This window comes from Streptomyces sp. NRRL S-244 (assembly GCF_000717915.1).
In the GTDB taxonomy this organism is placed as follows: Bacteria; Actinomycetota; Actinomycetes; order Streptomycetales; family Streptomycetaceae; genus Streptomyces.
This window is the reverse complement of sequence record NZ_JOCX01000008.1, coordinates 334,380-353,265: the sequence shown is the minus strand read 5'-3', so window position 1 is coordinate 353,265 and position 18,886 is coordinate 334,380. Positions and strand designations below refer to the sequence as shown.

Below are 18,886 nucleotides of genomic sequence, written 5' to 3'. Positions count from 1 at the left end.
TGCGGCCCCATGAGCGCAAGTGGGAAGAAGATCGCCGTCGTGACCGGTGCGGGCTCCGGCATCGGCCGCTCCGTCGCCCTGACCCTGGCCGCCGCCGGCTGGTCGGTGGCCGTGGCCGGCCGCCGGACCGAACCGCTGGAGGAGACGGCGAAGGCGGCCGGGCCCGGGGCGGACGTGCTGTGCGTACGGGCGGACGTGAGCGATCCGGACGACGTGGCCGCGCTGTTCGCCGCGGTACGGGAGCGGTACGGGCGCCTCGACCTCCTCTTCAACAACGCCGGGACCTTCGGCCCGGGCGGGGTCCCGCTGGAGGACCTCGCGTACGAGGCCTGGCGCCAGGTGGTGGACGTCAACCTGACCGGGGCCTTCCTGTGCGCGCAGGCCGCCTTCCGGCAGATGAAGGCGCAGGACCCGCGGGGCGGCCGGATCATCAACAACGGCTCGATCTCCGCGCACGTGCCGCGGCCGAACTCGATCGCCTACACCGCGACCAAGCACGCGATGACGGGCCTGACGAAGTCGCTCTCGCTGGACGGGCGCCCGCACCGGATCGCCTGCGGGCAGATCGACATCGGCAACGCGGCCACCGAGATGACCGAGCGGATGCAGACCGGGATCCTCCAGGCGAACGGGCAGCTGGCGGTGGAGCCGGTGATGGACGCGGCGGACGTGGCGCGCACGGTGCTGCACATGGCGGAGCTGCCGCTGGAGGCGAACGTGCAGTTCGCGACGGTGATGGCGACGACGATGCCGTACATCGGGCGCGGCTGATCCCCCGGCCGGGATCGGACGGGAATGCGGGCGTGGGACCGGGAGTTGGGGTGATCATGACTGACGTACTGCGTTACACCGCCTTCTCGGAGGACCCGGCCGGAGGCAACCCCGCCGGGGTCGTGCTCGACGCGAGCGGCCTGGACGACGCCCGGATGCTGGAGATCGCGGCCGGCCTGGGCTACAGCGAGACCGCCTTCCTCACCGCGCCGCCGCAGGGCCTCGGCGGGGAGCCGGGCCGGGCCTTCACGCTGCGGTTCTTCAGCCCCAAGGCGGAGGTGTCCTTCTGCGGGCACGCCACCGTGGCCGCCTCCGTGGCGCTGGCGGAGCGGATCGGTCCGGGCGAGCTGGTGTTCGCGACCCCGGCCGGTAGGGTGCCCGTCTCGGTCACCGCATCCGACGGGGGCCTGCGGGCCGTGCTGACCAGCGTCGAGCCGTACGTCGAGGACGTCGCCCCGGCCGACCTCGCCGAGGCACTGGCCGCCCTGGACTGGCCGGAGGCCGATCTGGACCCGGGCATCCCGCCCCGGATCGCCTACGCCGGAGCCCGCCACCTGGTGCTCGGCGCAGCCACCCGGGCCCGGCTCGCGGACCTCGCGTACGACTTCCCCCGGCTGGAGGCGCTGATGCGGCGCCTGGAGCTGACCACGGTCCAGCTGGTGCACCGGACGGGCCCGGCGCTGTTCGACGTACGGGACCCCTTCCCGGTCGGCGGCGTCGTAGAGGACCCCGCGACCGGAGCCGCCGCGGCCGCCTTCGGCGCGTACGCGCGCGAGCTCGGCCTGGCCGCGGAGGACGCCGTGCTCACCCTCCACCAGGGCCAGGACATGGGCCGCCCCGGAGTCCTGACGGTGGAACTGCGCCCGGGCGACGCCCGGATCCGGGTGGGCGGCAACGCGGTCCGCATCGGGTGAGGGTGCTGACGTACGCGGAGGCCGAGCTGCCGCCGCGGCTCGCGGAGCAGGTCGCGGACCTGGAGGCGCAGGCCTGGCCCGGGTCCCGCGCCGGGCACGACCCGGACCTCGCGCCCGAGGTGATGCTGCTGTGCGACGACGAGGGGACCGTGGTCGCCTCGCTGGCGCTGCTGCACAAGCCGCTCCGGCACGGCGGGCGGACGTACCGGGCCGCGGGGCTGAGCGCCGTGGTGACCCGGGACGCCGCGCGGGGGCGCGGGTACGGCGGGCGGCTGGTGGCGGCGGCCCGCACGGCGCTGGCCGCCGACCCGGCCGTGGACCTCGTCCTGTTCAGCTGCGACCGGCCGCTCGTCCCCTTCTACGAGGCGGCCGGCTTCACCCGGCTGCCCGGGACCGTGCTGGTCGGCGGAACGCCCGAGCAGCCGCTGGCCACGGACGCACCCGGGTTCGACAAGGAGGTCCTGGCCGACTTCCCCGGCGCGGACGGCGATGCCGCCGCGTTCTCCGGTGCGCGGATCGCCCTGTACCCGGGGCTCGTCGACCGGTTGTGGTGACCCGGACGTGCGGAAGGGGCCCGGATCGTCTCGATCCGGGCCCCTTCCCCCTGTCTTACGAGCCGCTCTCGGTCCGCGCGGGCGCGGCCGGCGCCGGGACCGCCGTACGGGCGAAGACCCCGAAGAACAGCAGCAGCGTCGGGACCAGGTAGGCCACCCACACCCCGACCTGGAGCCAGGTCGGGTCCGGCTGGAAGTTGAACGTGCCCTTCAGCAGGGTCCCGTACCAGCTGTCCGGCGGGACGGTCGTGCTGACGTCGAAGGCCTTGTTCATCAGGCCCGGCAGGAACTCGGCCTCCTGGAGGTCGTGCACCCCGTAGGCGAGCACGCCCGCGGCGACCACGACCAGCATCCCGCCGGTCCAGGTGAAGAACTTGGACAGGTTGATCTTCAGTGCGCCGCGGTAGAACAGCCAGCCCAGCAGGATCGACGAGCCGATGCCGAGCAGTACGCCCACCAGCGGGCCAGCGCCGTCGCCGGCCGCGTGCACCGAGCGCCACACGAACAGCGAGGTCTCCAGGCCCTCCCGGCCGACGGCCAGGAACGCCGTCGTCACCAGGGCGCCCGTGCCCATCGCGAGGGCCGCGTCGAGCTTGTCCTGCAGTTCGGCCTTCATGTGCCGCGCGGTGCGCTTCATCCAGAAGACCATCCACGTCACCAGGCCCACCGAGACGATCGACAGGCTGCCGCCGATCGCCTCCTGCGCCTGGAACGTCAGCTCCGAGGTGCCGAATTCGAGCCCCGCGCCGAAGGCCAGGCTGAGCGCGGCCGCGAGGCCGACGCCGAGCCACAGCGGTCCCAGCTTGTTCTTGTTCCCGGTCTTCACCAGGTACGCGATGAGGATGCAGACGACCAGACTGGCCTCCAGCCCCTCGCGCAGGCCGATCAGATAGTTGCTGAACACGTAGGTTCCTTTCGGGTCCGCGGAACTACGCGAACAGCGCCCGGCCCCACCAGTCGTCCTTGTCGCGGACGCCCGGCGGGACGGCGAAGAGGGCCGAGCTCACGTGCTGGATGTACTCGTTGAGCCCGTCGTTCTTGGACAGGTTGCGCTGGATCGGGATGAAGCCCTTGCGGACGTCCCGCTGGTAGGCCAGGAAGAACAGGCCCGCGTCGAGCCGGCCCAGACCGTCCGAACCGTCGGTGAAGGAATAGCCGCGGCGCAGGATCGTGGCACCGCTGTTGGTGTCCGGGTGCGCGAGGCGGACGTGCGCCTCCGGCTTCATCGCCTTCAGGAACGGCTCGTCGCGCTCCTTCGACTTCCCGACCGGGGCGCCCTCGGCCTTGTCGCGGCCGAAGATGTCCTCCTGCTCCTGGAGCGGAGTGCGGTCCCAGGTCTCGATGTGCATGCGGATCCGGCGGGCGACCAGGTACGAGCCGCCGGCCATCCACGCCGAGCCGTCCTTGGCCTCGTCCCCGACCCAGACGTGCTTGTCGAGGGCGGCGGTGTCGGTGCCGGCGACGTTCCGGGTGCCGTCCTTGAAGCCCATCATGTTGCGCGGGGTCTGCTCGTCCGGGGTGGTGGACGAGGTCTTGCCGAAGCCGAGCTGCGACCAGCGCACCGCCGTCTTGCCGAAGCCGATCCGGGCGAGCTGGCGGATCGCGTGCACCGCGACCTGCGGGTCGTCCGCGCAGGCCTGCACGCAGAGGTCGCCGCCGCTCTTGGCGGGGTCGAGGTTGTCGCCGGGGAATTGCTCCAGGTCGACCAGGGCCTCGGGGCGCCTGCCCTCCAGGCCGAACCGGTCCTTGGCGAAGAGCGAGGCGCCGAAGCCGATGGTCAGCGTCAGCCGGGACGGCTTGAGGCCGAGGGCCTCGCCGGTGTCGTCCGGCGGGGCCTCGGGGAGTCCGCCGACGGCGCCCTCGCCGACGGGGAGTCCGGCGGTCATCCGCTCGGCGGCCCGCGTCCAGTCCTTGAGGAGCTGGACGAGCTCGGCGCGGTCCTTCGTCTTCACGTCGAACGCGGCGAAGTGCAGCCGGTCCTGGACGGCGGAGGCGATGCCGGCCTGGTGCGCGCCGTGGAAGGGCACGGAGGAGCCGCTGAGCGCGGCCGGCACCGGGTCGTCGCTCCCGGTCAGCGCGGCGACGGTGCCGCCGGCCGCGGCGGCGCCGAGCGCGAGCCCGGCACCGCCCCAGCCGAGCACGGACCGGCGCGACGGCCCGCCGGCGCCGTCGCTGCCGGCGGCGGACGCGGCGGCTTCGCCGGACGTGGCGGACTCGGCGGCCGAGTCGGTGGTGCTGGTGTCCTCAGACATGTCCGTACCCCTGATACGCGTTACTTGGCGACGGCTGCGGCGAGCTTCGACAGCGGCTCCCCGAGCGCGCTGACGGCGTCCGAGAGCTCCTTGCGCTGCTCCTGGGCGACCGTGTCGTACGCCGTGAAGTCGTAGCCGTTCTTGTCGGCGCGGTACTTGTCGAGCAGCGTGTTCATCGCGGCGAACTGCTTGTCCAGCTCCGCGGACAGGGCCGGGTCGTTCTTCGCGGCGACCGGCTTGAGCAGCTCGTACGCCTTCTGGGCGCCCTCGACGTTGGCCTTGAAGTCGACCAGGTCGGTGTGGCTGTAGCGCTCTTCCTCACCGGTGACCTTGCCGCTGGCGACCTCGTCCAGCAGCTCCTTGGCACCGTTGGCCATCGAGGTGGGGGTGATCTCCGCCTGGCCGACCTTCTTCTGCCAGTCGGTGAGGTCGGTCATCAGCTGGTCGGCGAGCTTCTTCTCGTCGTCGCCGATCTTCTTGTCGGCGAACAGGGACTTCTCCAGGCGGTGCCAGCCGGTCCAGTCCTTCGCCGGGTCCTGGCCGGCCTCCAGGCCGTCCTCGCGGACGTCGACCTTCGGGTCGATGTCGCCGAAGGACTCGGCGACCGGCTCGGTGCGCTCCCAGCCGATGCGGGAGGCGGCGTACGCCTTCTTGGCGGCCTCCAGGTCGCCGGCCTTGACCGCGTCCGCGAAGGCCTGCGCCTTGGGGAGGGTCTCGTCGGCCTGCGCCTGCACGTACTTGCGGTACTCGGCGACCGCGGCGTCCAGCTCGGGGCTGCGCTTCTCGGCGGCGCCGCCGCCCGTGGCCTTGACCTTCTGGCGGATGCCGTCGCCCTTCATGCCGGGCTTGCAGGCGATCTCGTAGTCGCCGGCCTTGATCTCCGCGGTGATGGAGGCCTTGGTGCCGGGGCCGATGTTCTCGCGCTCGGCGACGATGCGGTCGTCCGGGAAGAGGACGTAGACCTCGGTGACCTTGGAGCCCTTGTTCTCGACCTCGAGGGTGACCTTGCCGGCCGGGAACTCGGTCTTGGAGACCTCGCACGCGCTGTCGGAGGCGGCGATCTTGACGGCCCCGTCGCCGCTGCCGCTCTTCTCGGCGCAGCCGGTGACGGCGGTGAGCGCGGTCACGGCGGCGACCGCGGTGAGGACGGTGAGGCGGGCGGGACGCATGCGGGCTCCTGGCTGTCTGGCGTTCGGCAGACGGCCGCCCCGATCAGGAGGGACGGCCGGTGAGGCGGACCTAACTTAACCGAGGCTTACCTGACCCATACCCGTACGTCCAGTGATTCAGCCCACACGACGGGCCGCCGGACACGGGGCCGTCACGAGGCCTCCAGGGCCAACCCATGAGAGGGTCAAGCGGAGGTAAAACCGGCTTGGTCGTCCCGTACGGGGACCACGAGCGGAACCCCGGTCCGCGGATGGGGCAGCACTTCCACCGGTTGTCGGTAGACCCGGCTGAGCAGACCGTCCTCGAACACCTCGGCCGGCGGTCCGTCCACCGCGATCCGCCCGTCGTGCAGTACGGCGGCCCGGTCGGCGTACGCGGCGGCCAGCCCCAGGTCGTGCAGGACGACCACCACCGCGTCCCCGGCCGCGGCCCGCTCCCGGCAGATCCGCAGCACCAGCTCCTGGTGGCGCAGGTCCAGGGCCGCGGTGGGTTCGTCGAGCAGCAGCAGCGGGGCCTGCTGGGCCAGTACGCGGGCCAGCGCGACCCGGGCCCGTTCGCCGCCGGAGAGCGCCGAGAAGGGGCGGGCGGCGAAGCCGGCCAGCTCCGTGGCGGCCATGGCCGCGGCCACCGCCTCCTCGTCGGAGTCGGCGAACGGGGTGCCGGCCCAGGGGGCGCGGCCCATCCGTACGACGTCCCCGACCGGGAACGGGAAGGACATCTCGGCCGACTGGGGGAGCACGGACCGGCGCAGGGCCAGATCCGCAGCCGCCCAGTCGCCCACCGGGCGCCCGTCGATCCGTACGAGCCCCTCGGCCGCGGGCAGATCGGCCGAGAGGGCGGCCAGCAGCGTGGACTTGCCGGCGCCGTTCGGGCCGACCAGGGCCAGCACCTCGCCGGCCCGGGCGGTCAGGTCGATCCCGGCCAGCACCTCGCGCTCGCCGAGCCGCACGCGCAGGCCGACGGCTTCGGCGAAGGCGGCGCCGGGGGCCGGCCGGGCGGGGACGCAGCGCCGGCCGCGCCGCGGGAACGGGATGCTCACGCCCAGCCTCCCTGCTTGCGGCGGGTGCGGCGCAGCAGCCAGAAGAAGAAGGGGCTGCCGATCAGCGCGGTCAGCACCCCGAGCGGCAGCTCGGCGGGCCGGGCGATGGTCCGGGCGGCCAGATCGCCCGCGAGCAGGACCACGGCCCCGGCCAGCGCGCTGCCCGGGACCAGGAAGCGGTGGCCGGGGCCGTTCGCCATGCGCAGCAGGTGCGGGACGAGCAGCCCGACGAAGGTGATGATGCCGGCCACGGCGACGGCGGCCGCGGTGAGCAGCGCGACGACGAGGATGAGCGCGAGGCGCAGCCGCTCCACGTCCACGCCGAGGTGGCGGGCGGGGCGCTCGCCGAGGGAGAGCAGGTCCAGCTTGCGGGAGTGGAAGGGGGCGATCAGCAGACCGGCGAGCGCGCAGGGCAGGACGGCGAGCACCTTGGGCCAGGTGGCCTGGGCGAGGGAGCCGAGCTGCCAGAAGGTGATCTGGTTGACCTGGCCGCTGTCCGCGAAGAAGACGAACAGGCCGATCAGGGCGCCGGCGAAGGCGTTGACGGCGATGCCGGTGAGGATCAGGGTGACGACCTCGGTCCTGCCGCCGTTGCGGGAGAGGAGGTAGACGGAGCCGACGGTGACCAGCCCGGAGACGAATGCGCAGGCGGTGATCGTCCAGTTGCCGAAGAAGCTGAGCCCGAGCCCGATGGCGGCCACCGCGCCGACGGCGGCGCCCGCGGAGATCCCGATGACTCCGGGCTCCGCGAGCGGGTTCCCGAACACCCCCTGCATCAGGGCCCCCGCGCAGCCCAGGCTGGCGCCGACGAGCAGCGCGAGCACGACCCGGGGGAGCCGTACGTTCCACAGCACGCTCTCGCCGACCCGGTCGAGGGCGGCCCCGCCGAGCCCGAGGCGGTGCTGCACCGAGCCGAGGACGTCGCCGACGGGTATCCCGTAGGCCCCGACCCCGGCGGAGACCAGGGCCAGCCCGGCGAGGACGACGACGAGCCCCACGGCCAGCAGGGAGCCCGTCCGGGCCCCGGGTGCTGCGTCCTGCGACGGCGCGTCCGGCCCCGTCGGTGTTCCGGGCGCGGGCGTTCGGGGGCCGGCCCCCGGCAAGGTGGCCGCGCCCGTGTTCTGTTCCGTCACGTCACGCGTTCTTTCCGTACAGCTGGGAGATCAGCGAGCTCAGCACCTGGTCGGTGCGCGGGCCGTAGTTCAGCAGGACCCCGTCGTCGACGGTGACGACCCGCCGGTCCATCCCCGCCGGGGTCTGGGCCACGCCCGGGATCTTCACCAGGCCGTCCGTACCGCCCACGGACTCCAGCCCCTTGGACATGACCAGGATCGCGTCCGGCGCGGCGGCCGCCAGCGCCTCGCTCGTGATCGGGGTGAAGTCCTTGCCGAGCCCCGACTCCTTGCCCGTGTCCACCGCGCCGGCCGCTTCGAGCAGCGAGGCCGCGCCCGAGTCGGAGCCGCCCAGCAGGTACACGGACGCGGTGCCGCGCAGGTACAGGAAGGCCACCCGCGGCTTCTTCCCGGAGGCCGCGGAGGCGGGGATGCCCTTGCGGGCGGCGGCGATCCGCTCGGCCGTGCGCTCGTTCAGCCGCGCCCCGGCGTCCTTGACGCCCAGCGCGGCGGCGACCGCCTCGATCCGTTTCGGCACGTCCTCCAGCGACTTGGCCGGGTCCACCACCAGCAGCGGGATGCCCGCGTCGCGGATCTGGCGGACGGCCTCGGCCGGTCCGGAGGTGGTCTCGGCCAGCACCAGCGTCGGGCGCAGCGACAGCACGCTCTCCGCAGAGACGTCATGGCCCCGGGTCACCACCGGCAGCTGCGCGGCCTGTTCGAAGGTGGCCGTGATGTCGCGGGCGATGACCTGCGGGCCGAGGCCCAGCGTCTGGACGATCTCGTTCAGGCTGCCGCTCAGCGGGACGATCCGGTCCGCGGACGTGACGGTCACCCGGCGGCCGTCCGCCGACGCCGCGGTGACCGGGAGGGCGGGCAGCGGCGCCGGGGCGAGCGGCTCCACCCGGTCCGGCGCGGCGGCCGGGCGGGCGGCGGTGCCGGGCCCGGCACCGGTGGCGGACGTGCCTGCGCATCCCGTCAGGGCGGCCACGGCCACTGCGGTGAAGGTGACCGCAAGGGCAAGGGCGCGGCGGGGGAAGCGGGTTGACGCGGCGGGCGTAGGCACGAAGGCACCGTCCTGATCGTCCGGCTGGGGTGTTGAGGTTCCGGGGAACCGGGGGTTCCTCTCTGACTGGAGGTAGCTTAGGTTAGCCTAACCTTATTAATCAGCCCTGGGAGGGGACAACCATGCCTGCAAGACCCGCCCGCGCGTCGGCAGTCGCCCTGTTGGCAACCCTGGCGGCCTTGCTGGGCGCCCTGCTCCCAGCCACGGCCGCTCATGCGGCCGGCCGCACCGTACAAGGGGGCCGGCTGGATTGGGGCATCAAATCGTCTTTCCAGAGTTATGTCACCGGTCCCGTCGCGAAAGGTGCTTTCAAGCTGAAGAACGGAGCCGCCACGGTCGGCGGCAGCCTGTTCCGCTTCCACTCGGCCACCGGCTCCTACGATCCGGACTCCGGCGTTTTCGAGGCGGCCTTCAGCGGCGGCGTCAGCTTCCAGGGCCACCGGAAGCCGGACGGCACGTACGAGCTGGACCTGACGGTCAGCCGCCCCACCGTCAAGATCAGCGGCGGCCGCGGCACCCTCTACGCGGACGTCTCCGGCAAGGCCAAGGACACCGGCGCGGTCACCACCCAGACCCAGGTGCCCTTCGCCACCCTCGGCCTCGGCGGGGTCGACATGAAGGGCGGCGGCAGTCCCGTCGCCCTGACCAACATCCCGGCCACCCTCACCGACCAGGGCGCCAAGGCCTTCGCCGGCTACTACTCGGCGGGCGCGCAGCTCGACCCCGTCTCGCTCTCCGCCGACGTCCTGGCCCCGGCCGCCGAGCCCTCGTCGTCCGTGCCGTCCGCGAGCACCCCGGCGCAGCCCTCGCAGGACCCGCAGGTCCCCCAGGGGGCGTTCGCCGACGCCGCCGTCGACTGGGGCGTGCGGCGTACGTTCCGCGAGTACGTCACCGGTTCCGTCGGCCAGGGCAAGTGGACCCTTTCCGAGGGGGCCCAGGACGGCGGCGCCCTGTTCCGCTTCCCGCAGGGCAAGGGCGCGTACGACGGCCGGAAGGGCACCCTTGACGCCGCCTTCGCGGGCACGGTCCACTTCACCGGCGCCCATCTGGACCTGAAGCTCGGCAAGCTGAGCGTCAAGGTGGAGAACGGCAAGGGCGTCCTGTCCGCCGACGTCACCACGGGCTCCGAGACGAAGAGCGCGGTCGCGCTCGTCGAGTTCGACGCCAAGGGGCTGAAGACCGAGGGCGCGCTCGCCACCCTCACCGAAGCCCCCGCCACCCTCACCGAGGGCGGCTCGCAGGCCTTCGGATCCACGGACATTTCTTCTCTGTACGCGGCCGGCACCGAGATGGACCCCGTCTCGCTCTCCATCGCGCTCGACGCCACCGCGAAGCTGCCGGCCCTGCCCGACCTGGGCTCGACGGCCCCGCCCGGCGCGCCGTCGCCGTCCGCCTCCTCGCCCGCGCCGGCCGCGAAGGCCGAGGAGTCCTCGCACACCGGGCTGTACGCCGCCTTCGGCGTGGCCGTCCTGGTCCTGGCCGCGGGCGCCGTCTTCCTCGTCCTGCGCCGCAAGCGCGCCGCGGATGCCGCGGATGCCACCGACGCGCCGATGCCGCAGCCCTGACCCCCTCCCGCACCTCCTCTCCGTCCCCGACCGTCACCCCCGTCGCCTTTCAGGAGGCCCTCGTCATGTCGTCGTCCCACCGCCGTTCGCTCGCCCTCGCGGCTGCCGTCGCCACCGCAGCCGCGCTCGGCGCCACCGCCTTCGTCCTGCCCGCCACGGCGGTGGGCGGCGGGCAGGCCTCCGCGGCCGTCGCCTCCGCGCCGATGCCGATCGTGAACGGCACCCTCGACTGGGGAGTCCTGGCGAGCTACCGCTCGTACGTCCTGAACATCGCGAAGGGCACGATCACCCCGGCGGACGGGGCCACCCTGAACGCCGACGGCACCTTCCGCTTCAGCTCGGCGACCGGCCAGTACGACAAGGACGGCGGGCACATCGTGACCGCCGCCTTCAAGGGGAGCGTCACCTTCGACGCACCCGCGCACGGCTTCAAGCTGACCCTCGCCAACGTCCGCTTCGACACGGGCACGAAGAAGCTGACCGCCGACGTCACCAAGAACGGCACCCTCACGCCGGCCGTCCCCATGGCCGACGTGGCCTTCGGCGGGCAGTCCATGGAGAAGCTCGGCACCACCCTCACCAAGGAGGCGGCGGCGCAGCTGGGTTCGGACAAGTACGTCGGCCTGGCCGGCGACCCGCTCACGGCCGCCCTGGAGTTCGGGCAGCCGTCCCCCTCCCCCTCCCCGTCCCAGTCCGTGAGCCCGTCGCCGTCGGCCTCCGCCTCCCCATCCCCGTCGGGCTCGTCGAGCCCGTCGAACTCCGCGAGCCCCTCCCAGGGCGCGAGCTCCCCCGCCGCCGACGGCCCGCAGCAGCTCCTCGGCGGCCGGCTCACCTGGGGCGTGAAGGAAGGTTTCCGCTCGTACGTGGTGAAGGGCGGCGGCTCGGTCACCCCGGCCGACGGGGCCGTCGCGAGCGGCGACACCTTCGCCTTCGCCCTCGGCAAGGGCGAGCTCGACGTCAAGAAGCAGAAGCTGAGCGCCACCTTCGCGGGCAACCTGCGCTTCCAGCGGGCCGACCACGGCGTCGACATGACCTTCGCGAACGTCCGCATCAACGCCGAGGGCAAGAAGGGCACCCTCGTCCTGGACGTCAAGTCGCCCACCGCCACCAAGGTGAACGTGCCCTTCGCCACGCTCGACCTGTCGAAGGCCGAGTACCGGACCTCGGGCGGCCTGCTCACCCTGAACGCCGTCCCGGCCGCCTTCACCGCCGAGGGCGCGGCCGCCATCGGCGCCCCGAGCCCGGACTACGCCGAGGGCAAGCCGACCGACCCCGTCACCCTCTCGGTCTCCGTCGACAAGGACGTGGTCGTCCCCACCGCGGCGCCCACCACCGCCCCCACGTCCACCACCGGCGGGACCGGCGGGACGGGTGGCACCGTGGGCGGGGGCGGCAGTGTCGGCGGCAACCTCGCCAGCACCGGCGCCGAAGTCCCGGCCGGAGCCCTGCTCGCCACCTCCGGCGCGGTCGTCGCGGCGGGTGCCGGCGCCGTCTTCCTCGCCCGCAGGCGTCGCGCGGTACGGATCTGAACCGTGTTTCAATTTCCGCGTGAACGATCTCGATGTGCTCAAGGTCTTCTGCGCGGGCGACGGACGGCACGGCAACCTGCTCGGCGTCGTCCGTGACGGCCGGACCTGCCCCGACGACGCGTCGCGGCAGGCGCTGGCCGCCGAACTCGGCTACAGCGAGACGGTGTTCGTCGACGACCCCGAGCGCGGGGTCGTCGACATCCGCACCCCCGGCACGCGGATGTCCTTCGCGGGACATCCGCTGGTCGGGGTCGCCTGGCTGCTGGACATCGAGGAGCTCCAGCCGCCGGCCGGCTCCGTATGGGCGCGTGACGACGGGGAGTTCACGTGGATCACGGCCCTCCCCGAGTGGGTCGAGGGCAAGCGCACCGAGCAGTACGCCAGCCCCGCCGAGGTCGACGCGCTGCCCGCGCCGCCGCCCGGCGAGGGCTGGCTGTACGCCTGGGCCTGGGAGGACGAGACCGCCGGCCGCATCAGGGCCCGCGGCTTCCCGCGCCGCCCCGACGGGGTCATCGCCGAGGACGAGGCCACAGGATCGGCCGCGATCCTGCTGACCGCCGAGCTGAACCGGGCCCTGAACATCACCCAGGGCGCGGGCTCCCAGATCCTCACCGCGCCCGGCCCGGACGGCACCGTCGAGATCGGCGGCCGCGTCCGCTTCGCGAAGCTGCCGCCGCCGCGAACTGAGTAGGTACGCACCCGCGATTGAGTACGTACGCGCTGGGGGCGGGATGCCGTACCGCGGTTCCATGGCCGCATGAACACGCCACCGAGTGCCGTCCGGCCGCCGAATGCCGCGCCGGACGCCCCGCCGCCCGCCCCGCCGCAGCCGTGGCTGCTGGTCCCCGCGCTCTTCACCGCGCTGACGCTGGCGGCCGGCGGCCTGAGCTACGCGACCTCCTACCTGCCGCGCTACCCGCTGTGGTGCTCGTTCCCGTACCTGATCCCGCTGGGCCTGGCAGCCCTCACCTGGCGGCGGCCCCGGACCCCGGCGCAGCGTACGAACCGCATCGTGGCGGGCAGCATCGGCGTCGGACTCGCCCTCGTCTGCGCCAAGGTCATCGACGTCGTGTTCATCTGCGTCGCCCTGGCCTTCTGGCTCATCCACGGCGACTGACCGCGCGGGGTGTGGCGGCGCGGGGTGCGGCGGGCGCGTGGCGGGGCAGCCGCGACACCCCCGGCACCGAGCGGCGGCGGGGGTGTCGTCCGTACGGGGGAGCGTCAGGCGCTCAGCGGGAACTCCGCGCCCAGCTCCCGGAAGACCGCGCCGTTGAAGTCGAAGGCGCGCTTGCACTCGTCGATGATGCGCTGCTTCTCCAGGTCGTCCGCGGCGATCGCGTCCAGCAGCTCGCGGTAGGTCCGCTTGAAGGCGGCGGGGTTGGAGATGTCCGCGAAGACGTAGAACCGCACGCCGTCGCCCTTGCGCGTGAAGCCCCAGGTCCGCTCCGCCTTGTCGCGGATGATCTGGCCGCCCGAGAGGTCGCCCAGGTAGCGGGTGTAGTGGTGGGCGACGTACCCGCCGGGCCAAGTGGCCGCGCACTGCGCCACGCGGTCCGCATAGGCCTCGGTCGCGGGCAGCGCGACCAGCGTCTCGCGCCACGACGGGCCGCGCAGGTGGGCCAGGTCCCGCTCGATCTCGGCCACGCGCATCAGCTCGGGCCGTATGAACGGGCCCGCCACCGGATCGTCCCTCAGGGACTCGGCCGCGTCCTCCAGGGCCCGGTACACGAACCACAGCTGCTCGGTGTAGCGCGCGTACGCGTCCACCCCGAGACGGCCGCCGAGCAGGTCGCTCATGAACGTCGAGGTCTCTGCCTCGGTGTGCTGCTCGTGCGACGCGACACGGATGACCGTAGAGAAGGCGTCCAAGACAATCCTCCGAAGACGGGGCGAGGAACAACGGAGCCCGGCGGGCGTGACGGCACCGCCGCCACGCCCGATCCTCGCGCTTAGGGTTACCTAAGTCAATGTCTTCCCGACGCCTTGTCGGTAAAACTCCCCCGGACGGTTTTTGGGGAGAGCTTTTCCGGTGAGCCGCTACGGAAGGGTGAGGATCTCGGCGCCCGTGTCCGTCACCACCAGTGTGTGCTCGAACTGCGCGGTGCGCTTCCGGTCCTTCGTGACGACGGTCCAGCCGTCCGCCCACATGTCGTACTCGTGCGTGCCCAGGGTCAGCATCGGCTCGATGGTGAAGGTCATCCCGGGCTCGATGACGGTCGTGGCGTGCGGGCTGTCGTAGTGCGGGATGATCAGGCCGGAGTGGAAGGACGAGTTGATGCCGTGCCCGGTGAAGTCCCGGACCACGCCGTAGCCGAAGCGCTTCGCGTACGACTCGATGACCCGGCCGATCACGTTGATCTGGCGGCCCGGCTTGACGGCCTTGACGGCCCGGTTCAGGGCCTCGCGGGTGCGCTCCACCAGCAGCCGCGACTCCTCGTCCACCTCCCCGCACAGGTACGTGGCGTTGTTGTCGCCGTGCACTCCGCCGATGAACGCGGTGACGTCGAGGTTCACGATGTCGCCGTCGCGCAGGACGGTGGAGTCGGGGATGCCGTGGCAGATGACCTCGTTCACCGAGGAGCACAGGGACTTCGGGAAGCCCCGGTAGCCCAGCGTCGACGGGTAGGCGCCGTGGTCGCACATGTACTCGTGCGCGACCCGGTCCAGCTCGTCGGTGGTCACCCCCGGGGCGATCAGCTTGGCGGCCTCTTCCATCGCCTGTGCGGCGATCCGGCCGGCGATGCGCATGGCCTCGATGGTCGCGGCGGACTGCACCTCCGGTCCGGTGTACGGAGTGGGCGCGGGCTTGCCCACGTACTCGGGCCGGCGGATGTTTCCGGGAACGGAACGGGCGGGAGAGAGCTCGCCTGGTACGAGCAGCGACTGGCCAGACATGCAAGCGAGTGTATCCAGCGGGGATGGGGCAGCATGGCGGCAGAGAGTGGTATCGAGAGGAGCCCGAGGACGATGGCCCTGTTCAAGAAGCGCCAGGTGGGCAAACCCGGCGAATGGTACTACTGCCTGGTCCATCACAAGGTAGAGGAAGGCCCGGAGTGCCCGGCGAAGGACCGTTTCGGCCCGTACTCCACGCCGGAGGAGGCGGCCCACGCCATGGAGACCGCGCAGGAGCGCAACCTCGAATGGCAGAACGACCCCAAGTGGAACGACAAGTCCCGCGAAGAGGGCGAGGGTACGAGCGCGCCGTAGGGCCGTAGGGCGGTACGGCTGTAGGGCGGTACGGCTGTAGGGCCACGGCGCCTCCGGGCCTCCGGGCTACCGGGCCTCCGGGCTACCGGGCCTCGCGGCCTACCAGGGGCTGGGCGGCGGCGCGGTCAGCTGGTCGGCCAGCCGCGCCAGCCGGTCCCGCAGCCGCCGCGGCCCGCGCTGCACCGGCAGGCTGTTCTCCCCGGCCGCCGCACTGACCAGGTGCTGCACCGTGTCCAGGTCCAGCTCGCCGGCGCCCTCCCGTACCGACAGGGCGTCGTGCGCGAGCGCGGCGAGATCCGGGTCCCCGCCGTGCAGCGACAGTACGGTCGCCCCCGCGCGCCGGGCGTCGTGCACCCGCTCCAGCAGCTCCGTCCCGGGCTGCTCCGGGGCCACCACCAGCAGCGTGTGCCCGCGCCGGGCCGCCTCCAGCCGGCCCAGCCCCACCGACAGGTGCGCCGGCTGCCCGGGCCGCACCCGGTGCCGTACGAGCGTGGGCGCCAGCTCCGGCAGCCCGGACCAGGCGGCCTCGTCCACCAGGTGCGCCGCAAGATGCCAGGGCTCGTACTGCTCGGTCCCCACCAGCAGCAGGTTCCCGCCGGCCGGCACGACCGAGTGCCGCAGCGATCCGGCGAAGCGGCGCGCGGCGCCGGGCCACTGCGTACCGGCGAGCACCTCGCGCAGCAGCGCGACCCTCACGGCGTCCATATCGGCATCCTGCCGCAGGAAAGGGACCTAGGGGAGCACTTCGCCCCGGTTCGCCCGACGGCGCAGGTTCGCGGCCGTTCGCCTCTCGGGATCACGGCATTACCCTCGCCCCCATGACCTCCACAGACAGCACTCAGAATCCGCCCGCCCAGGCCGCGGCGAAGGCGCCCGCCAAGGACCCGTGGGACCTGCCGGACGTCTCCGGCCTCGTCGTCGGCGTCCTCGGCGGCACCGGTGACCAGGGCCGGGGCCTGGCCTACCGGCTCGCCCGGGCCGGCCAGAAGGTGATCATCGGCTCCCGTGCCGCCGAGCGCGCGCAGAGCGCCGCCGACGAGCTGGGCCTCGGCGTGGAGGGCGCGGACAACGCCGAGTGCGCGCGCCGCAGCGACATCGTGATCATCGCCGTGCCGTGGGAGGGCCACGCCAAGACCCTCGAAGCCCTGCGCGAGGACCTCGCGGGCAAGCTCGTGGTGGACTGCGTCAACCCGCTGGGCTTCGACAAGCAGGGCGCGTACGCCCTCCGTGTCGAAGAGGGCAGCGCGGCCCAGCAGGCCGCGGCCCTGCTCCCCGACTCCCGCGTGACGGCGGCCTTCCACCACCTCTCGGCGGTCCTGCTCCAGGACGAGTCGGTCGAGGAGATCGACACCGACGTGATGGTCCTCGGCGAATCCCGCGCCGACACGGACATCGTCCAGGCGCTGGCCGCCCGTATCCCGGGCATGCGCGGGGTCTTCGCGGGCCGTCTGCGCAACGCCCACCAGGTCGAGTCCCTGGTGGCCAACCTCATCTCCACCAACCGCCGCTACAAGGCCCACACCGGCCTGCGCGTCACGGACGTCTGATCCGCCGAGGGGTACCGCTGCGCCCCGACGGGCGCAGCGGCCCCTCGGCCGGTGTCAGGCCCGGCGGTCGGCGCGCGCCTCCAGGGGGCCCAGATGCGCCACGACCCCCTGGTGGAAGCGGTCCACGGCCTCGTCGACGCTGCGGATGAAACCGGACTCCGTATTGCCGCGGGTGTTGCCCATGCCCTTGATCAGCGACAGCCGGAACCCGGTGAGGGCGGCGCCGCCCTTGGGCAGCAGGTCGCCCGGCTCGGGGCGCAGCCGCTCCAGGGTGCCGCGCGGCCCGTTGCCGCCCTCGACGAGGCTCTCCACGTGCAGGTCCGCGGGCGCCTCGGCCAGCAGCCGCACCAGCCGCTTCACCGTGGTCAGCGGGTACGAGCCCTCCGGCGCCGGGACGTCCACGCAGGTGCGGACCTTGCCCGTCCGCAGATCGGCGGTCACCGCGATGACGCTGTTCGTCCCGTCGATGCGCAGCTCCGCCGTGAGCCGCCCGTCCTGGCAGAGCTTCTGCGCCGCGGCCGTGCGGCGCGCCTGGGGATCGCTGCCGCGCCGCACGCGCTGGACCGGGAGCGCCTTCTGCCCGAGCTCTCCGCCCAGGCGCAGGCAGACCTGGCGGATCAGCCGCTCCCAGCTCTCGACGACCTCGACGGCGCGCGCGTCGTCGCAGGCGAGGGTCTCGTCCTCGATCCCCTTGCGTACGGGCACCCAGGCGGCGCCCATGTTCTGGAATCCGTGGCAGCCCGACTGCTCGTGCTGGAGGTACTCCAGCAGCTCCTGGAGCAGCCAGGCGTGCGCGGCGTTGCCCACGCCCTCGTGGCGGATCAGCATCTGGGCCTGGTGGGCCACCTCGGCCCAGGACAGGTGCCAGAGGCTGACCTTGTGCTTGCGCCGGCCGTCGATCTTGACGTCCACCATGGCCGTGCCTTCGAGGGCGACGTCGTTGGAGAGCGTGATCACGGCCTCGTAGCCGCGGCGGGCGGCGATGTCCATGTACTGCTGCACCTGCTCGGGCTTGAGCGGGTTGCCGTTCGTCTTCGTCTCGACCAGGGCCGTCCAGAGCTTCCCGGCGCGCTCCACGCGGATCACGCCGTCCGGGCGGCGCGGGGTGTCGCCGTGGGGGAGGGACACCTCGGTGAAGGTCTGCATGCGGCCCGCGGGGGCGCCGAACGCGGCGGTGAGGCGGCGGCCGAACTCCGGCACTTGCGCCATGACGGACAGCAGCACCGAGGTGGCGCGCACCTCCCGCTCCTTGTCGCTCTTCAGCGTCGGCACGGGGAACAGCCGGGCCGGGCGCCAGGAGTCGTTCTCGGCGAGCGAGCTCTTGGCCACCTTGGGCAGGGTGACCTTCTTCTTGGTCGTACGGGGGCCCCGGCCGCGGGTCTGGGCGGGCACGGCGACGGGCTCGTCTGGGGCCGGGGCCGGCGCCGGGGCCGGGGCCGGGGCGACCGGCTCGGGTTCCGCGCCGGGCGCCTTATCCATGGTGACGGCGTCGGCGGCCCCGCCCGGGCCCTCGGCCTCTTGGGCCTCTTCGGCCTCCTCCGCCTCCTCGCTGACGGCGATGCCGAAATCGGTGGCCAGACCGGCCAGCCCCGTCTCGTAGCCCTGCCCGACCGCGCGGAACTTCCACTCCTCGCCGCGCCGGTACAGCTCACCGAAGATGAACGCGGTCTCCACGCTCGCGTCGTGGATGGAGAACCCGACCAGCGGTTCGCCGGACCGGTCCGCGACCGTCATCCGCAGGTCGTCCAGGTCGCCGAACCGGGCGCCCCCGTACTGGCTGGCCGCCACCACGATCCGCTCCACCCCCGCGGGCACGGCGGTGAGGTCGACGCCGATGCGGTCCTCGTCCCCGCTCCCGGTCGGCGTCTTCCCCAGCAGCTGCACGCTTCCGTCGGCGGCCGCCGGGTTGTTGTAGAAGTAGAAGTCGTTCTCGCTGCGGACCTTGCCGTCCGCGTCGACGAGGAGCACCGAGACGTCGGCGTCGCCGGCCCCCGACACGCTGCTCCAGCTCAGGCTCACCACCACGGCCCCGGCGTCTTCGCTGAGGGCCGTCAGGCTGACGTTCGCGCCCTTTGAGATCTCCTGCATGTCCATCCCCCCAGTCGCCCGGCTTCGGCCGTGGCGGACCGTGCAGGCCGGACTGTCGTTCTTCCGTATCCG

General features: G+C 72.9%; 19 protein-coding genes. 9 read left to right on the top strand and 10 right to left on the bottom strand.

Going from position 1 to position 18,886, the window contains the following annotated elements; all coding sequences use genetic code 11:
• Positions 1–9: 9 nt before the first annotated feature.
• From IF02_RS0112635 to IF02_RS0112625, 3 genes are read left to right on the top strand one after another with little or no spacing between them, the layout of a single operon-like run.
• Positions 10–771, top strand: a complete 762-nt coding sequence (locus IF02_RS0112635) for an SDR family oxidoreductase (RefSeq protein WP_030156319.1) — start codon at positions 10–12, stop codon at positions 769–771.
• Between the two features lie 56 nt (positions 772–827).
• Positions 828–1,685 (top strand): PhzF family phenazine biosynthesis protein, encoded by an 858-nt coding sequence (locus IF02_RS0112630; RefSeq protein WP_030156318.1) that lies wholly within the window; start codon positions 828–830, stop codon positions 1,683–1,685.
• 2 nt (positions 1,686–1,687) lie between these two features.
• A complete protein-coding gene (locus IF02_RS0112625; protein ID WP_234318174.1) occupies positions 1,688–2,239 on the top strand; it encodes a GNAT family N-acetyltransferase in 552 nt (183 codons plus the stop codon).
• A 55-nt stretch (positions 2,240–2,294) separates the two neighbouring features.
• On the opposite strand, the gene efeU is transcribed toward IF02_RS0112625, so the two are convergent.
• From efeU to IF02_RS0112595, 6 genes are all read right to left on the bottom strand, one after another.
• Positions 2,295–3,143: an iron uptake transporter permease EfeU gene (gene efeU, locus IF02_RS0112620; protein WP_051696168.1), complete on the bottom strand. Its 849-nt coding sequence runs from the start codon at positions 3,141–3,143 to the stop codon at positions 2,295–2,297.
• A gap of 25 nt (positions 3,144–3,168) precedes the next feature.
• A complete protein-coding gene (gene efeB, locus IF02_RS0112615; RefSeq protein ID WP_030156312.1) occupies positions 3,169–4,491 on the bottom strand; it encodes an iron uptake transporter deferrochelatase/peroxidase subunit in 1,323 nt (440 codons plus the stop codon).
• Positions 4,492–4,511: 20 nt separating this feature from the next.
• Entirely contained in the window at positions 4,512–5,660 is a 1,149-nt protein-coding gene (gene efeO, locus IF02_RS0112610) for an iron uptake system protein EfeO (RefSeq protein ID WP_030156310.1), read from the bottom strand.
• 185 nt (positions 5,661–5,845) lie between these two features.
• The gene (locus IF02_RS0112605; RefSeq protein ID WP_030156308.1) at positions 5,846–6,694 is read right to left on the bottom strand and encodes a heme ABC transporter ATP-binding protein; all 849 of its coding nucleotides are present in this window, start codon (positions 6,692–6,694) and stop codon (positions 5,846–5,848) included.
• 2 nt (positions 6,695–6,696) lie between these two features.
• A complete protein-coding gene (locus tag IF02_RS0112600) occupies positions 6,697–7,803 on the bottom strand; it encodes a FecCD family ABC transporter permease (protein ID WP_030156306.1) in 1,107 nt (368 codons plus the stop codon).
• A 31-nt stretch (positions 7,804–7,834) separates the two neighbouring features.
• Positions 7,835–8,878: a heme/hemin ABC transporter substrate-binding protein gene (locus tag IF02_RS0112595; protein WP_030156305.1), complete on the bottom strand. Its 1,044-nt coding sequence runs from the start codon at positions 8,876–8,878 to the stop codon at positions 7,835–7,837.
• Positions 8,879–9,000: 122 nt separating this feature from the next.
• Between IF02_RS0112595 and IF02_RS0112590 the strand changes: the two genes are divergently transcribed.
• The 4 genes from IF02_RS0112590 (at position 9,001) to IF02_RS0112575 (ending at position 13,089) form a co-directional block, all read left to right on the top strand.
• Positions 9,001–10,443 (top strand): HtaA domain-containing protein, encoded by a 1,443-nt coding sequence (locus tag IF02_RS0112590; RefSeq protein WP_030156303.1) that lies wholly within the window; start codon positions 9,001–9,003, stop codon positions 10,441–10,443.
• Positions 10,444–10,508: 65 nt separating this feature from the next.
• The gene (locus tag IF02_RS0112585; RefSeq protein ID WP_030156301.1) at positions 10,509–11,972 is read left to right on the top strand and encodes an HtaA domain-containing protein; all 1,464 of its coding nucleotides are present in this window, start codon (positions 10,509–10,511) and stop codon (positions 11,970–11,972) included.
• Between the two features lie 19 nt (positions 11,973–11,991).
• Positions 11,992–12,663: a PhzF family phenazine biosynthesis protein gene (locus tag IF02_RS0112580; protein ID WP_030156300.1), complete on the top strand. Its 672-nt coding sequence runs from the start codon at positions 11,992–11,994 to the stop codon at positions 12,661–12,663.
• 66 nt (positions 12,664–12,729) lie between these two features.
• On the top strand, positions 12,730–13,089 hold the full coding sequence (locus tag IF02_RS0112575; RefSeq protein WP_030156298.1) for a hypothetical protein: 360 nt from the start codon (positions 12,730–12,732) through the stop codon (positions 13,087–13,089).
• Positions 13,090–13,193: 104 nt separating this feature from the next.
• Here IF02_RS0112575 and IF02_RS0112570 read toward each other — a convergent pair whose 3' ends face one another.
• Together IF02_RS0112570 and map are read right to left on the bottom strand one after the other, a co-directional pair.
• Positions 13,194–13,841, bottom strand: coding sequence for a heme oxygenase (biliverdin-producing) (locus tag IF02_RS0112570; protein WP_030156296.1), 648 nt, complete (start codon positions 13,839–13,841; stop codon positions 13,194–13,196).
• Positions 13,842–14,009: 168 nt separating this feature from the next.
• Positions 14,010–14,867: a type I methionyl aminopeptidase gene (gene map, locus IF02_RS0112565; RefSeq protein ID WP_030156294.1), complete on the bottom strand. Its 858-nt coding sequence runs from the start codon at positions 14,865–14,867 to the stop codon at positions 14,010–14,012.
• 72 nt (positions 14,868–14,939) lie between these two features.
• On the opposite strand from map, the gene IF02_RS0112560 reads away from it, so the two are divergent.
• Positions 14,940–15,179, top strand: coding sequence for a hypothetical protein (locus IF02_RS0112560; RefSeq protein WP_030156293.1), 240 nt, complete (start codon positions 14,940–14,942; stop codon positions 15,177–15,179).
• Positions 15,180–15,278: 99 nt separating this feature from the next.
• Here IF02_RS0112560 and IF02_RS0112555 read toward each other — a convergent pair whose 3' ends face one another.
• Positions 15,279–15,884, bottom strand: a complete 606-nt coding sequence (locus tag IF02_RS0112555; protein WP_030156292.1) for a hypothetical protein — start codon at positions 15,882–15,884, stop codon at positions 15,279–15,281.
• A gap of 113 nt (positions 15,885–15,997) precedes the next feature.
• Between IF02_RS0112555 and npdG the strand changes: the two genes are divergently transcribed.
• Positions 15,998–16,726 (top strand): NADPH-dependent F420 reductase, encoded by a 729-nt coding sequence (gene npdG, locus IF02_RS0112550; RefSeq protein ID WP_030156291.1) that lies wholly within the window; start codon positions 15,998–16,000, stop codon positions 16,724–16,726.
• Between the two features lie 54 nt (positions 16,727–16,780).
• Here the strand turns inward: npdG and IF02_RS0112545 are convergent, their stop codons facing one another.
• Positions 16,781–18,814: a TerD family protein gene (locus tag IF02_RS0112545; protein ID WP_030156290.1), complete on the bottom strand. Its 2,034-nt coding sequence runs from the start codon at positions 18,812–18,814 to the stop codon at positions 16,781–16,783.
• Positions 18,815–18,886: the final 72 nt, after the last annotated feature.